This window comes from Streptomyces cavernicola, assembly GCF_029968035.1.
In the GTDB taxonomy this organism is placed as follows: Bacteria; Actinomycetota; Actinomycetes; order Streptomycetales; family Streptomycetaceae; genus Streptomyces; species Streptomyces cavernicola.
In genome coordinates this window covers 43808-58659 of record NZ_JASCIQ010000048.1, presented here as the reverse complement: position 1 = coordinate 58659, position 14852 = coordinate 43808, and the positions used below count along the sequence as shown (strand labels likewise).

Annotated in this window: 13 protein-coding genes and 2 tRNA genes; 10 read left to right on the top strand and 5 right to left on the bottom strand. The window is 71.2% G+C overall.

The annotated features are described in order from the left end of the window. Positions 1-182: 182 nt before the first annotated feature. Together QIS96_RS32880 and QIS96_RS32875 are read left to right on the top strand one after the other, a co-directional pair. Positions 183-671 (top strand): ribose-5-phosphate isomerase, encoded by a 489-nt coding sequence (locus QIS96_RS32880; RefSeq protein WP_282546478.1) that lies wholly within the window; start codon positions 183-185, stop codon positions 669-671. A gap of 269 nt (positions 672-940) precedes the next feature. Continuing rightward, positions 941-1762: an Fpg/Nei family DNA glycosylase gene (locus tag QIS96_RS32875; RefSeq protein WP_282546477.1), complete on the top strand. Its 822-nt coding sequence runs from the start codon at positions 941-943 to the stop codon at positions 1760-1762. A 28-nt stretch (positions 1763-1790) separates the two neighbouring features. Here QIS96_RS32875 and QIS96_RS32870 read toward each other — a convergent pair whose 3' ends face one another. Further along, positions 1791-3017: a GNAT family N-acetyltransferase gene (locus QIS96_RS32870; protein ID WP_282546476.1), complete on the bottom strand. Its 1227-nt coding sequence runs from the start codon at positions 3015-3017 to the stop codon at positions 1791-1793. Positions 3018-3158: 141 nt separating this feature from the next. Between QIS96_RS32870 and QIS96_RS32865 the strand changes: the two genes are divergently transcribed. Beyond that, entirely contained in the window at positions 3159-4334 is a 1176-nt protein-coding gene (locus tag QIS96_RS32865; protein WP_282546475.1) for a PP2C family protein-serine/threonine phosphatase, read from the top strand. Between the two features lie 221 nt (positions 4335-4555). Here the strand turns inward: QIS96_RS32865 and QIS96_RS32860 are convergent, their stop codons facing one another. Beyond that, positions 4556-5719: a cation:proton antiporter gene (locus QIS96_RS32860; RefSeq protein ID WP_282546474.1), complete on the bottom strand. Its 1164-nt coding sequence runs from the start codon at positions 5717-5719 to the stop codon at positions 4556-4558. 251 nt (positions 5720-5970) lie between these two features. Here QIS96_RS32860 and QIS96_RS32855 point away from each other — a divergent pair, with 251 nt between their 5' ends. After that, the gene (locus QIS96_RS32855) at positions 5971-6435 is read left to right on the top strand and encodes an HD domain-containing protein (RefSeq protein ID WP_282546473.1); all 465 of its coding nucleotides are present in this window, start codon (positions 5971-5973) and stop codon (positions 6433-6435) included. Between the two features lie 64 nt (positions 6436-6499). Continuing rightward, on the top strand, positions 6500-7699 hold the full coding sequence (locus QIS96_RS32850) for a type VII secretion integral membrane protein EccD (protein ID WP_282546472.1): 1200 nt from the start codon (positions 6500-6502) through the stop codon (positions 7697-7699). Positions 7700-8095: 396 nt separating this feature from the next. Here QIS96_RS32850 and QIS96_RS37775 read toward each other — a convergent pair whose 3' ends face one another. Further along, on the bottom strand, positions 8096-8350 hold the full coding sequence (locus QIS96_RS37775) for a hypothetical protein (RefSeq protein ID WP_349017436.1): 255 nt from the start codon (positions 8348-8350) through the stop codon (positions 8096-8098). Here QIS96_RS37775 and QIS96_RS32845 point away from each other — a divergent pair. Then, positions 8340-9266 (top strand): MinD/ParA family ATP-binding protein, encoded by a 927-nt coding sequence (locus QIS96_RS32845; RefSeq protein WP_349017434.1) that lies wholly within the window; start codon positions 8340-8342, stop codon positions 9264-9266. The two genes, QIS96_RS37775 and QIS96_RS32845, sit on opposite strands and share 11 nt — an antisense overlap. Before the next feature lie 16 nt (positions 9267-9282). Here QIS96_RS32845 and QIS96_RS32840 read toward each other — a convergent pair whose 3' ends face one another. Continuing rightward, complete coding sequence (locus QIS96_RS32840) at positions 9283-10464, bottom strand: acyltransferase family protein (protein WP_282546471.1); 1182 nt, start codon at positions 10462-10464, stop codon at positions 9283-9285. A 971-nt stretch (positions 10465-11435) separates the two neighbouring features. Here QIS96_RS32840 and QIS96_RS32835 point away from each other — a divergent pair. Next, positions 11436-11630: a hypothetical protein gene (locus QIS96_RS32835; protein ID WP_282546470.1), complete on the top strand. Its 195-nt coding sequence runs from the start codon at positions 11436-11438 to the stop codon at positions 11628-11630. A 167-nt stretch (positions 11631-11797) separates the two neighbouring features. Here QIS96_RS32835 and QIS96_RS32830 read toward each other — a convergent pair. Continuing rightward, positions 11798-11868 (bottom strand) — tRNA-Gly (locus QIS96_RS32830). A gap of 229 nt (positions 11869-12097) precedes the next feature. Here QIS96_RS32830 and QIS96_RS32825 point away from each other — a divergent pair. The 3 genes from QIS96_RS32825 to QIS96_RS32815 all read left to right on the top strand — a co-directional run bounded on the left by QIS96_RS32825 (position 12098) and on the right by QIS96_RS32815 (position 14848). Beyond that, a tRNA-Pro gene (locus QIS96_RS32825) sits at positions 12098-12174 on the top strand. A gap of 291 nt (positions 12175-12465) precedes the next feature. Further along, positions 12466-13848, top strand: a complete 1383-nt coding sequence (gene tig / locus QIS96_RS32820) for a trigger factor (RefSeq protein WP_282546469.1) — start codon at positions 12466-12468, stop codon at positions 13846-13848. Between the two features lie 394 nt (positions 13849-14242). Then, the gene (locus tag QIS96_RS32815; protein WP_282546481.1) at positions 14243-14848 is read left to right on the top strand and encodes an ATP-dependent Clp protease proteolytic subunit; all 606 of its coding nucleotides are present in this window, start codon (positions 14243-14245) and stop codon (positions 14846-14848) included. The last annotated feature ends 4 nt before the right edge of the window (positions 14849-14852 follow it).

Below are 14852 nucleotides of genomic sequence, written 5' to 3'. Positions count from 1 at the left end.
TTGCTTCGCAAGGGACGGTTGCGAGGTCATGGACGAATCCTTAAGTTCTCGGGTTACGAGCCCATGCATTCAAACCTCTGACCGCGAGATACGGAAGACTTGATTCCGGATCGTTGTCGTGCATGGGGCCGGGCCCCGACCCGGGGCAGCCGCGGGCCTCCCGCCGTGCCACACTCAGACGCATGCGCGTGTACCTCGGCTCGGATCATGCCGGCTATGAACTCAAGAACCACCTCGTCGAGTGGCTCAAGGCCCACGGCCACGAGCCCGTGGACTGCGGTCCCCACATCTACGACGCCCAGGACGACTACCCGCCGTTCTGCCTCCGCGCCGCCGAGAAGACGGCCGCGGACCCGGAGGCCCTCGGCATCGTGATCGGCGGCTCCGGCAACGGCGAGCAGATCGCCGCGAACAAGGTCAAGGGCGTCCGCTGCGCCCTCGCCTGGAGCGAGCAGACCGCCGCGCTCGGCCGTGAGCACAACAACGCCAACGTGGTGTCGATCGGCGGCCGGATGCACACCCTCGACGAGGCGACGAAGTTCGTGGAGATCTTCCTGTCGACCCCGTACTCCGACGAGGAGCGCCACACGCGGCGCATCGAGATGCTGTCGGCGTACGAGACGACGGGCGAGCTGCCCCCGATCCCGGCCCACCACCCGCAGCAGCCGTAACCCGACCGGTCCCGGGGCTCCGCCCCGGACCCCCGGCCGTTTTCCGACTGCCGCGCCGTCGTGGCTGGTCGCGCAGTTCCCCGCGCCCCTATCGGGGCACGTATCGTCGCCCAAATTCAGCCCCTCCGGCGTTTGAGGAGCGGGGGTCCGGGGGCTGGCCCCCGTGCCGACGGCAGTCTTTCGGGAAGGGGCGGGAGGGGATCAAATCCGTGCCCCGGAGCCGCACCCGGACAGGAAACGTGTAACAGGAAACGTGTAAGGAGACCGCCGTGCCCGAGGGGCACACCATCCACCGCCTCGCCGAGGACCACCGAGCCCGCTTCCTGGACCACAAGCTCCGGGCGACCAGCCCGCAAGGCAAGTTCAGCGACGCCGCCGCCCTCCTCGACCGCCAGGCGATGGACACCGCCGACGCCCACGGCAAACACCTCTTCCTCGGCTTCGGCCCCGCCGGTCACGTCCACATCCACCTCGGCCTCTTCGGCAAGCTGAACTTCGGCGACGTACCGGCCCCGCCGCCCACGGACACCGTCCGCCTCCGCCTCGTCGGCCCCACCGCGTACGCGGACCTGCGCGGGCCCACGACCTGTGCGCTCATCACGGACGCCGAGAAGCAGGCGATACACGAGCGCCTCGGCCCCGACCCGCTGCGCCCCGTCGACGGCGTCACGAACGACCCGGACAAGGCGTGGAAGCGGATCTCCCGCTCCCGCACCACGGTCGCCGCGCTCCTCATGGACCAGAAGGTCATCGCCGGCGTCGGCAACGTCTACCGCGCGGAGGTCCTCTTCCGGCACGGCATCGATCCGTACCGCCTGGGCAGGGATCTCTCGTACGACGAGTGGGCCGCGATCTGGGACGATCTCGTCGGACTCATGCGGGAGGGCGTGCGGCTCAACCGCATCGACACCGTCCGCCCCGAGCACACCCCGGAGGCGATGGGCCGCCCGCCGCGCGTCGACGACCACGGCGGCGAGGTCTACGTCTACCGCAGGGCGAACCAGCCCTGCCACATCTGTGGCGGCGAGATCCGCACCGCCGATCTCGCCGCCCGCAACCTCTTCTGGTGTCCGGGCTGCCAACAGCGCTAGGCCCAACCCCCGTACGGGCCCGTCGAGTTCAGAACCCGTGCGGCAGCCACGGTGCGACCGGGGAGGCGAAGGCCGTGGCGGCCTGGGCGAGTGCGCCCCGCCGCTCCTCGCGCACCCGGCCCGCCGCCGCGAGCGCGCCGAGCGAGACCCCGCCGAGGTAGGCGGCGCCCAACTCCCGTACGGACAGGGTGAGTTCGGCCGGGTCGTCGGTGCGTGCGCAGACCGCGCCCTTCGGGCCGCCGGAGAGCCGCCAACGGCCGGTGTTCCAGGGGCAGAAGTCGTCCGTCACCTCCAGGACCACGTCCACGTCCGTGGCGTACGTCCGGGCTTCGAGGGCCGCGCCGACGTCGACCGGGCGTACGTACAGACCGTCCTCGACCCGCACCGAGCAGCGCCGGATGTCGGAGACGAGGAGCTGCCAGGCGTCGTCCGCGGGCCGGTTGCGCAGCACCACCTTCGACGTCAGGTCCAGGTCGAAGAGGTACTGCCACAGCGCCGCGTACGCCGCCGGGTCCTCGGCCTCCAGGTCGCGCAGCCGCACCGCGCCCTCCGGGACGGTCCCCACCCACTCGGGCTGCACGTGATAGCGGGCGTACCCCACCAACTCGCCCGCGCGCTCCGCGAGTACGCACTGCAGCGCCGTGCCGCCGCCGCGCTCCTCCGCCGGGTCCAGGACGCCCTTGCGCTCCCAGCCGGGCAGGCGCGCCAGCATGCCGGGCCGCTTCGGCACCTGCCGCGCGTACAGCTCCTCGCACCGCGGCAGCACGGCCGCCGGGTCGGCGAGCCGAAGCCCGATCTCCTCGGCGCCGGGCGGCAGTTGGAGCCGCACGCGGGCCGACTGGATCTCCGCGCTCATCCGCTGCGTGGCCGCGCCGTACCCGAACCGGCCGTAGATCGCGGGCTCGGACGCGGTGAGCACGGCCAGGGGTTCGCCGAGGGCGCGTACGTCGTCGAGCTGACGGCGCATCATCGACGTGAGCAGGCCGCGCCGCCGGTGCGTGGGCGCGACGCTCACCATGGTGACGCCGGCCGCGGGGACCAGGGCGCCGCCCGGCACGGAGAGGCGGAACGAGAACGCACCCGCCGTGCCCACCACCTCGCCGCCGTCCCAGACGCCGATGGACCGCTCGCACTCGGTCACGGAACGGTCGAACTCCCGCTCCTCCGCGGCCTCCCGCGTGCCGAAGGCGAGCTCCAGGTTACTGAACCAGCGGTCCCAGTCGTCGGGCTGCAGCACACGCACCTCAGTCGTCATGGGCCCATGCCTATCAACGCCCTCGCGCCGGGAGCGAGGCATTTTCGACCGTCACGCGCGGGTTCCGCCGCCCGCTCGACCGAGGGACAACCGGGGCCACCCGTGCGCATCCGAGCCGAGCCTGTATAGAGTCCGCGAGCAATGGCCCTACGACATAGGAGCGGCCGCGACCCCGAGCGGCGCGCGGCAGCGGAGACGTTCCCGGCCCGGCTGCGCAAGCGTCTGCACCGGGCCCGCATCGGCCTGCGCAAATCCGGTGTCGACTACTTCCGCGGCGACGGCTCCGACTGGATCGCCCTGGTCGGGCTGCTCCTGACCATCCCGGTGATCGCCGTCGGCACGCTCGCCATGCCGGTGTGGATCTCGCCCGCCCTGCTCGTCGTGCCGATCGTCGCGGGCGGGCTGCTGCTCCGCCCGGCCAGCCTGCTCGGCCTGTACGCGACGGCCGCCGTCGCCCTGATCGTCGAGTCGGTGCAGCTCGGCCCGTACACCGAAGGGCCCTCGCGGGTCACGCCCGGCATCGTCCTGACCATCGCGGCCTGCGGGTTCTTCGGGCTCGTCCTGGCGCAGTTCCGCAGCCGGGTCGGGGTGCCGTGGCGGCGCGGCGGCACGATGCTGTTCGACCTGCGCGAGCGCATCAAGACCCAGAGCAAGCTGCCCCAGCTGCCGCCCGGTTGGCACCGCGAGATGGCGCTGCGGCCGGCCGGCGGGCAGTCGTTCTCCGGCGACTTCGTGGTGGCCGCGCGCACCAGCGGCGGCCGTACGTTGGAGGTCGTCCTCACCGACGTCTCCGGCAAGGGCATGGACGCCGGCTCCCGTGCACTGCTGCTCTCCGGCGCCTTCGGCGGGCTGCTCGGCTCGCTGCCACCGCACGCGTTCCTGCCCGCCGCCAACGGCTATCTGCTCCGCCAGGACTGGGACGAGGGCTTCGCGACCTCCATCCACCTCGCCCTCGACCTGGACTCCGGGGACTACGAGCTGCTCTCCGCGGGCCACCCGCCCGCCGTCCAGCTGCACGCCGGCACGGGCCGCTGGGAGGAGAAGTCCGCCGAGGGCCCGCTCCTCGGGGTGTACGACGGGGCGCAGTTCGACCCGGTGAAGGGGTGCCTGCGCCCCGGCGACGTACTGATGCTGTTCACCGACGGCCTGGTGGAGACGTCCGACCGGGATCTCTCCGAGGGCATCGACCGACTCACCGGCGAGGCCGACCGCTATGTCGCCGGCGGCTTCCACGGGGCGGCGTGGCACCTCATCGAGGCGGTGGCGAAGGACGTCAACGACGACCGGGCGCTGTTGCTGATCTGTCGGGACGCGTAGGCGGGGTCCCGTCTGCGGGGTGCGGTTTCGTCGCCGGGTGCGGGCCGTCGTGGGCCGGTCGCGCAGTTCCCCGCGCCCCTGAGAGCTTGCGGCTTCGCCGCGCTCTCCCCGAGAAGGCAGCGGCGCAGCCGCACGCCTTCAGGGGCGCGGGGAACTGCGCGAGGACGGACCACCGGCCCGCACCCGGCGACGAAACCGCACCCCCCACGGCGATCAGAGACTCACACCCCGGCGCCGACCCGCCCTTCGGGCAACCCCACAGGAACCCCCCGCCGGCCAGGCGACCGCCCCGCCGCAAGGGGCCCGAGAACGGCAAGCAGCAACACGTACCCCGCGATGAACGGAGACAGCCGCTCGTCCAAGCCCGCGGCAGCGGCCATCGTGGCGAGGATCAGCGCGAACTCCCCGCGCGCGAGCAGCGTCGTGGAGATGTTCGCCGCGGGCCCGGCCCCGAAGTCGTACACCTTCGCAGCGGCGAGGCCCGCGAGGACGTTCATGAGGAGGGTCAGCGCGACCGCGGCGAGGACCGGCCACAGCACCACCGGCAGGTCTCCCGGGTCGATGGAGAGGCCGAAGGCGAAGAAGAAGATCGCGCCGAAGGCGTCCCGCAAGGGGTGGACCAGCTTCCGTATGCGCTCGCCCGAACTCGTGGAGCCGAGCATCAGGCCGACCATGAAAGCGCCGATCGCGTCCGCGACCCCGAACCACTCGGAGACGCCGGCCAGGAACACGGCCGCGCCGAGGAAGGAGATGACGAGCAGCTCGTCGTCCGGGGTGTGGATGAGCCGGCCGACCAGCTTCGTGCCGAACCGCGCGGCGAGCGCGAGCAGGAGCAGGAAGCCGAAGGCCTTGCCGCCGTCGAGCAGGGCCGAGGAGAGGCTGTCGGCGCCGGACAGGATGGGCTGGAGCGCGGCCAGATAGAGGGCGAGGAACACGTCCTCGACCACGATGATCCCGAGGATCGGCTTGGTCTCGGGGTTGCCGAGCCGGCCCGTGTCCACCAGGACTTTGGTGACGATCGCCGACGACGAGATGCCGAGCACCCCGGCGAGGACCAGCGCCTCGGAGGTGCCCCAGCCGAGGGCGAATCCGAAGCCCAGGCCCGCGCCGACGTTCAGCACGAGATACGTCCCGCCGGCGAGGGCCATCTTGCGGCCGCCCGCTTTGAGGTCGTCCAGGTGGAACTCGAGGCCCAGGTAGAAGAGCAGCAGCACCAGGCCGAGTGCCGAGAGCATCTCCAGCTCGTGCGGGTCGGAGAGCAGCACGACGCCGGGCGTGTGCGGGCCGAGGAGGATCCCGGCCAGGATGAAGAGCGGGATGGTGGGCAGTCCGATCCGGCCCCCGAGGCGGGCGAGGACTGCGGCGGCGAGGAAAGCCCCGCCCATGGCGATCAAGGTGTCTGCGTGTCCGATGGGCCGTACCTCCGAGTCGGGTCGTGCGCGGTCGGTGCCGCATGCGTGACGCTCCCTCCGCAGGCAAAGGGAGCGTCAAGAACGCGTCAATACTTAGATTACCAAAGGACTCGGACAGTCCCCGGGGCAGCGGAAACCGAGGGACCGGTGCCGGGCCCGTCGGCCGCGTACGGGAGAATGCCGGGCAGGGACGCGCAGCCGGACTGCGCGGAAGGGGGCGCGGGATGGAGCGGCAGCAGCGACGGCTGAGCCTGGCCGAGGTCGAGGCCCTCGCCCGCGAGGCGCACGCCGCGCAGACCGACAAGGCGGGCCGCCCCTACGCCGAGCACCTGGCGGCCGTCGCCCACGGAGTGCGCGCCCGCGGCGGCGACGCGGAACAGATCGCCGCGGCCTGGCTGCACGACGCGATCGAGGACGCAGCCCTCACCGAGCAGTGGCTGGCCGACGCCCCGCTGTCGGCCCGTACGAAGGACATCGTCCTGGCCCTCACCAAGCGCAGCGGCGAGACGCCGCGGGCCTACGCCGACCGCATCCTCGCGACGCCCGGCGCCGCCCTCGTCAAAACCGCCGATCTCGCGCACAATGCCGATCCGGCCAGGCTCGCCGTCCTGGACGAGCCGACCAGGGCGAGGCTCACGCGCAAGTACGCCGACATGCGCGCGCTCCTCGGACTCGGGGACGACGCATGACGAACGGCGCAAGGGCTCAACTGCCCAGCAGGTCAAAGGGGTTGGCGATGATAGGTTCCCGCGCGTGGTGAACGTGGTGGGCGGGGTGGACACGTCGGGCGGCGCACCCGGGCTGACGTCCTCGGGCACGCCGGCGCGAGCGCAGGCGCACGCGCCCGCGTCGACGCCGGAGCCGTCCGGCCGCCTCGACCTGCGGACCTGGCGCTGGCGGCCCGCCGCGCGCCGCCCGGTCGCCGCCGCCGCGAGCCTCCTCCTGGCCGCCGTGACGACCCTGTTCGCCCGCGCCGCGTACCCGGCGGCCCCGGTGGCGTACGGGCTGCTCGGCGCCGCCCTCGTCCTCGCCGCGGCGGGCGCGCTCACCGCGCGCACCGGGGCAGGGACAGGTGCAGAGGCAGGGGCAGGGGCCGCTGTCGCCGGCCGTGGCAATCGCGGGCTCGCCGCCGTACTGCTGCTCATCGCCGCCCTGCTCGCCGCGGCCGGGGCCTGGACCCTGGCCGACGCGCACGCACTGCCCGGCGCGGCCCGGCTCGCCGTCACCGCGGTCGCCGTCGCGCTCGGCCTGCTGCTCCTCGGACTCCGCACGCCGTTCGCGCGGGCCGGTCTCGTCGGCGCGGGCGCCACCGCGGCGCTCACGGCGCTGTGGGAACTGGCCGCGCTCGCCGTCGACGCCGAACCGGCCCGCCTCGGCGCCCTGCTCGCGCTCGCCTCGGTCGTGCTGCTCGGCCTGCTGCCCCGGGTCGCGCTGCGCGCCACCGGCCTGACGGCCATCGACGACCGCCGCTCGGCGGGCAGTTCGGTCAGCCGCCACCACGTCGCCGACGCGCTCGCCGACACCCACCGCGGCCTCGTCGTCGCCACCGTCCTCACGGCGGGCTCGGCGGCGGCCGCGGGCTGGCTGCTCACCTCGGTCGCGCCCACGCCGTGGACGGTCCTGGCCACCGCGGTCACCGCCGTGGTCCTGCTCGCCAGGGCCCGCGCGTTCCCGCTGGCCGTCGAGGTCGTCGCGGTGTTCGCGGCCGCCGCGGTCCTCGTCGTACGGCTCGCCGTGCTCTGGCTGCGCGAGACGGACGGCCCCGGGCCGCTCCTGCTGCTCGGCCTGGCCGCGGCCCTGCCCCTGTTCGCCCTCGTCCTGCAGCCCGCGCCGCCACTCGCGCAGCGGCTGCGGCGCGCGGCCGACCTGGTCGAATCGATCGGAGTGGTCGGCCTGTTGCCGCTCACGGTCGGAGTCTTCGGTGTGTACGCGCACCTGCTCGGCGGATCCTGAACGGGCAGCAGGGGAGAGGGACATGATGCCGAACGGAGACCAGGACCGGCCCGAGCAGACCACGGCCCCGGGCACGGCCGCGGTACGCGGTGGGGGCGTGCCCGGACCGTCCCTGGCGAAGCCGGCGGACCGGTCGGACACCGCGGCCCGCCCCGTACTCGACGACTTCGCCGAGCCGGCCCCGCCACCTGCTCCGGCGCCAACTCCCGCCCCCACTACGGTTCCTGCTGCGGTTCCTGCTGCGGCTGCTGCCCCTGCCGCTGCTCCGGCCCCGGCCCCGGCGCCTGTCTCTGCTCCGGCCCCTGCCCCTGCCCAGGTTCCAGCTCCTGCTCCTGCTCCGGTGCCGTCGGCTGTGCCGGCGTCCGCGCCGCTGCCGCCCGTCCAGGCCGCTCCGGCTCAGGGTGAGGTGACGGCGGTCATCCCGTCCGTACCGGTGCCGTCCGTGCCGCTGCCGTCCTCAGCCCCGGACGCCTCGGCCGCGCCGCCGCTCCCGGCCGCCCAGCCGCCGCAGGCCCCGGCGCCACCCCAGCCCCAGCCCCAGCCCCAGGCCCCGACGCAGGCCCCGGTGCAGGCCCCGACACAGGCACCAGCAGCACCTGCACCGCCCCAGTCCCCGTACGCCCCGCCCGGGTCCGCCCCCGTGCGCGGCACGTTCAGCTCGCTGCCGGTCGTGGACGACTCGCTCGCCGGGACCCGCCGCAAGCCGCGCCACGGCGAACCGCTCGTCGGCCGCGCCCTGCGCGCCGTGCGCCGCACTGTCTCCTCGTCGGCCGCGCGCGAGGTCGCCGAGGCCTCGCGTACCGCCGAGACGCTGCAGCAGCCAGTGGCCACCGGACGCCAGATCGCCGTCACGTCGATCCGCGGCGGCGCCGGCAAGTCCACCGTCTCGGCACTGCTCGGCCGGACGTACGCGCACTACCGCCACGACCCGGTGCTCCTCGTAGAGGCCGACCCGGCGCTCGGCACGCTGCCGTTCCGACTCGGCGCGCCCTCGCTGCGCTGGACGGTCCGGGACCTCGCCGAGATGCTCGAACCGTCCATGTCCCTGCTCGACGTCACCGGTTATCTCGTCCAACTCCCCGACAACGCCTGGCTGTTGCCCGGCAGCAAGGGCGAGGTCGGCGCGATGATCGACACCAAGGCGTACGAGAAGGCCATGGTGGCGCTGCGCCGCTACTTCGGGGTGACCGTCGTGGACTGCGAGACGCTGCCCGCAGAGGTGGCCCGCACCGCGCTCTCCGCCGCGCACTCCCGGGTCCTGGTGGCCCCCGCCACGTTCGAGGGCGTGGCCAGCACCCACTCCGTACTGCAGTGGATGGCGGGCCTGCCCCGGCAGGTCGTCGCGGGCACGGTCGTCGTCCTCACGGAGGCGGTCCCGCACGGAGGCCTCGACATCGACAAGGCCGTCCAGAAACTCCGCGCCACCGGCGCGACCGTCCACCTGCTCCCGTACGACCGTCACCTCGCGGCCGGCGGCGAGATCAACACGGAACTCCTCGCCCACGCCACCCGCGAGGCGGTCACACACATAGCGGCGGAGGCCCTGTCCCTCTCACTCCGCCGCTGAATGCAGCCCTCCGGCGTCAGCGCCGATGCCGCGCGATCGCCGCGGCGTCCCGCTTGAACGCCCACTCCATCTTCGGCTCCATCGCAAAGCGGAACGCCCGCTGCACAGGCGGCGTGCACAGCGCAGTGACGACCGCAGCCGCGACCACGGTCACGAAAACCTCACCGAGCGGCTTGTGCAGCCACTCGTACTCGTCGAACCAGCCCCAGAAACGGGACCCCTTCGCGAGGAAGCCATGCAGCAGGTAGCCGTACAGCGTGCCTGCGCCAAGCACCGTGAACCACATCTTCCGCTTGGGCACCCAGGCGAAGAAGCACGCCACGAGGACCAGCGAGCACCCGAGCAGCGCGAGCGTCATCACGACACCGCTCCACCACGGCGCGCCCAACTCCTGCGCGCTGTCCCGGTGGTAGAACCACGCCGACGTCATCCGCGGCCCCGCCCAGTACGCGAGCAGCAGTGCGCAAGCGAAGACCGGAATGGAAAGCAGCTTGACCTCACGACGCCGCGCGAGCTGGAAGTGCTCCGGCTTCATGAACAGGCCGATGACAAAGAAAGGCAGGAACTGCAGGACGCGCTGCAGATCGAGGTCGTCGCCGATGTCGGGCGAGATCGAGGCGAGCACCGCGATCGCGATCGACAGCGGAATCGGCCAGCGCACCAGCTTCCACAGCGGAGTGGTCATCCGCCAGACGAACAGCGCGGCCAGGAACCAGGTGAGATACCAGGGGTCGAGCAGGCTGATCGGCTGCGTCGGATCGTCGTCCGCCCACCTCTTGAAGAAGGTGTACGCGACCTCGAAGATCACGAACGGCACGAGCACGCCCGTGACCAGCCGCTTGAGCCGGTCCGCGCGCATGTCGAAACTGCGCGAGAAATAGCCGGAGATCAGGATGAAGGCCGGCATGTGGAATGTGTAGACGGTCATGTACAGCGCCTCGGCGGCGCGGCTTCCGTCCGTCAACGGCTCCCACGAGTGCCCCATCGCGACCAGCACGATCGCCAGGTACTTCGCGTTGTCGAAGAAGGCGTCACGCTGTTTCGCGGGCTTCGCGCCGGGAGCGCTCTGCGCGCCCGCCTCGGCCGAAGCGTCCGTTCCGCCCTGCGACGGCCGTGGAGTCGGCACAGCGGACGACTGTTCCCGGACCGGGGGCAGCGGGTTTCTCTGGTGGCCACCCGGGCGCAGCGAATTCGTCACAGGCCCTCCCGCCACGTACTCGGGGAGTCGATCCGTGACCGCACTGCGCTTTCGGGGGTGGAGGAGGCAGCGTGGAACATCTGAGGCACCCTAGCGGCGGATGAGTGTTTTCGTAAAACCCTCTCCGGACTACCGGAGCGATATCCGCTTATGCCTGTCCGAGTACCCGTACATGCCCTGCCGCATACGAGCCCCGGGCCTCCATGCATAGGGACTTCATAGGCTTCACATATCGCGCGCATACAAGGCCCTTACGTAGTACGTATGCACGTCGTACGCTGCCCGCCCAGGCCTCTTCCGCCACCCGCGCCCCGCCCGCCGCACCCCGCCCCCGCACTCCCCTCATACGCCCGATACGGTCGGAGTGACGAAGCCGACCAAGCGATCCATCTCACCAATGCGGCCTGAATGAACGCCCGTTGTGTCCTCGCTCATCCGGATTCATCGGGCATAACGCCCGCAGGCGACTGCCGATGAAATGTCCCGCTTCAAATACGCGATTCCCTCAACCCCCGTACCGATCCGAGAAGTTGAACTCGCGGTCGACGTACTCACGTACACACTTGCGCACCCGTGGATCATTCGAGGCGGGTGTGGCCGCTCCGACAATTCGAATTACCCGTGAACACCGCACCCGACGCCCGCAACTGCGATACACGTCACCCGTCACGTCCGCCTGCATCCCGGACGCACAGGGAAACGATCAAGCCGAAATCCAGGGCGCGTACGCGGGTCGAATTCAGGCCACGGCGCACGCGCCCGGCGGTCGCGCCCCAGGTGCCACAGCCGCGCGCGTGCGCCCCGGTGGTGCGCCGGTGCCGCGCGAGGCCGTAAGGACGTGCGCGTCATTGGCCAACGATGTGTCACCCGCCGCATAGCCAGGGCCCGTTGGTGGCACGATGGTTCTGGCGGGGGCGTGCGGGGTGCGTGCCTCCGAGCGGGAGTGCGGACCGACCTAGGGTGTGATCAGTGTGGCGATTTCGCTGTCTGTGGTGCTGCTGTTGGCGATCATTCTTGTAGTGATGATCCGTGGAGGCGCACTCAAAGCCGGGCCGGCGGTCGTCGCCGCACTCTTCGGCTTCTTCCTGGCCTCGACCGGCATGGCCGACGACATCCAGCGCTTCCTGAACTCGATAGCGGAGACCATCAACTCCATCCAGTTCTGACGGCGGGGAAGCTCTGACGGCAGGAAGCACGGCACCCGCGCACAGCGCCCGCGTGCGCGGCACACCCACGCGCCGCCCTTGCACCCGCGCGCTCACGCAGAAAAGCCTCCGGCCCGGTTCCGTCTCGCACGCTCGCGCGTGCAGCGGAACCGGGCCGGAGGCCACAGAGCGGGCGACGGGAATCGAACCCGCGTAGCTAGTTTGGAAGACTAGGGCTCTACCATTGAGCTACGCCCGCAAGCACCGCACCGCAGGTCACACCGACCGCGGCACGAAGAGCATCGTAGCGGGTCGGCCCCCTGTGGCGCACACCCCCTCATGGAGAGGCCCCCCGCGGAACCGCTCACGGCCCGCCCCGAACTCTCCTCCCGCACCCCCGCGAATCCCTTGCGAACCCCTCGCCGAACCCCCATGAACAATGCGGGAGCCGCATGCTCGGCGGGCATGTACCCTACGTGTCGCACCGACGGGGTGTGGCGCAGCTTGGTAGCGCGTCCGCTTTGGGAGCGGAAGGCCGTGGGTTCAAATCCCGCCACCCCGACCAGCACTGATTCCCTCGGCGTCTGCGGCATTTCTGACGTACCGTGGTCCGCCACGGAGCCCGGTGGTTCTCCGCTGTCGTACGGGTTCGGGCGCCGCTCGCCGCGGTCCGCCAAGATCGCCTTTTGGGGCGCGTACCTGCTGCGGTTACTATGCAAGCTGCGCGCCCGTGTGTCTCACGTCTGATGAAGTTCTCCCGGGCGACCCAATCCGCTGAAGCCCTCTCCACCGCCCAGTCGCGGCGGGGATCGGTCGAGGCAGAACCCCAGAAGTCAGCCACCAAGGAGACCGAACCGTGAAGAGCGCCGTGGAGACCCTGAACCCGACCCGGGTTCGGCTCACTGTCGAGGTGCCCTTCGAGGAGCTCAAGGACAGCCTCGACGCGGCGTACAAGAAGATCAACCAGCAGGTCACGGTGAAGGGCTTCCGTAAGGGCAAGATCCCTGCGCGCGTCATCGACCAGCGCTTCGGCCGCGGTGCGGTTCTGGAAGAGGCCGTCAACGACGCGCTTCCGAAGTTCTACACCGAGGCGGTCAACGAGGCCGAGCTCAACGTCCTCGGCCAGCCCGAGGTCGACATCACGGAGCTGAAGGACGGCGAGACGCTGAACTTCACCGCCGAGGTCGACGTCCGCCCCACGGTCGAGATCCCGGACTACTCCGGCATCGAGGTCGAGGTCGACGCGGTCGAGGTCACCGACGAGGACGTCGAGAAGTCCGTGGAGCAGCTCCGTGAGCGCTTCGCCTCGACCTCCCCGGTCGAGCGCGCCGCCGCCGAGGGCGACGTCCTGACCATCGACCTGGAGGCCAAGGTCGACGGCGAGGTCCTGGAGGACGGCGTCGCGAGCGGTGTCTCGTACACCATCGGCTCCGGCGAGCTCCTCGACGGCATCGACGAGGCCGTCACCGGTCTCGAGGCCGGCGGCGAGGCCACCTTCACCTCGCAGCTCAAGGGCGGCTCCGCCGAGGGCAAGGACGCCGAGGTCACCGTCAAGGTCTCGCAGGTCGCCGCGCGCGAACTGCCGGAGCTGGACGACGAGTTCGCGCAGCTGGCCTCCGAGTTCGACACGCTGGACGAGCTCAAGGCCGACAGCCGCAAGCGCCTCGAGAACATGAAGCAGTACGACCAGGCCACGCAGGCCCAGGAGCGCGTCCTGGAGAAGCTGCTCGAGCTGGTCGAGGTCCCCGTCCCCGAGAAGCTGCTCGCGGACGAGGTCCAGACCCGTAAGCACAACCTCGAGCACCACCAGCTCGGCCAGATGGGCCTCGACCTCGCCAAGTACCTGGAGATCCAGGGCAAGTCGGCCGAGGAGTTCGACGAGGAGACCCGCGAGCAGGCCGTCAAGGGCATCAAGACGCAGTTCGTCCTGGACGAGCTCGTCAACAAGGAGAAGCTGAACGTCAGCCAGGAGGAGCTCACCGAGCACCTCATGCGCCGCGCTGCCTCCTCCGGCATGTCCCCCGACCAGTTCGCCCAGGCCGTCGTCGAGGGCGGCCAGGTCCCGATGCTGGTCGGCGAGGTCGCCCGCGGCAAGGCGCTGGCCGTCGTCGTCGAGGCCGCCACCGTCAAGGACACGAACGGTGAGGTCGTCGACCTCTCGGACGAGGACGAGACCGAGGCCGCCACGGAGGTCGTCGAGGCAGCCGAGGGCACGGACGAGGACAAGTCTGAGGCGTGACGCTGCGCTCGGCTTAGAGCGGTACTGAGCCCCCGGAACCTGTCGGGTTCCGGGGGCTCAGGCGTCCCTGTCAGGGGCGCGGGGCTGTGACATCTGCGGCTCCGCCGGGTGGGCGCGCTCAGCCCCCACGAGCCGCAGACGCGTCTGCCACGGAATGTCCTACGGCGGCTGCGGCCCGTCGCGGGTCGCTCGCGCAGTTCCCCGCGCCCCTGGAGGGGGCGAACCTGCGCTCACAGCGAACAGTTCCCTCTGCGGGATTCCCCGGAGGGACCCGCGCGTTAGGGTCCATAACTACGAGGGCAGGGGAGTCCCCGAAAGAGGCTCCTGGCCCGCAGAAGACGTGAGACGGCCCGGCGCCGTCGCAAGACGAGCAGGTGGATACGTGACGAATCTGATGCCCTCCGCCGCCGGCGAGCCTTCCATCGGTGGTGGCCTCGGCGACCAGGTCTACAACCGGCTGCTCAACGAGCGGATCATCTTCCTCGGTCAGCCGGTCGACGACGACATTGCCAACAAGATCACCGCGCAGCTGCTGCTCCTGGCCGCCGACCCGGACAAGGACATCTTCCTTTACATCAACAGCCCCGGCGGCTCGATCACGGCCGGCATGGCCATCTACGACACCATGCAGTACATCAAGAACGACGTCGTGACGATCGCCATGGGCATGGCCGCTTCCATGGGTCAGTTCCTGCTCAGCGCGGGCACCCCCGGCAAGCGCTTCGCCCTGCCGAACGCCGAGATCCTGATCCACCAGCCGTCCGCGGGCCTCGCCGGCTCCGCGTCGGACATCAAGATCCACGCCGAGCGGCTGCTGCTGACCAAGAAGAAGATGGCCGATCTGACGGCCTTCCACACCGGCCAGACCGTCGAGCAGGTGACCCGCGACTCGGACCGCGACCGCTGGTTCGACCCGCAGGAGGCCAAGGAGTACGGCCTCATCGACGACATCATGCACACGGCCGCCGGCGTGCCGGGCGGCGGCGGCACCGGGGCCTGAGCCC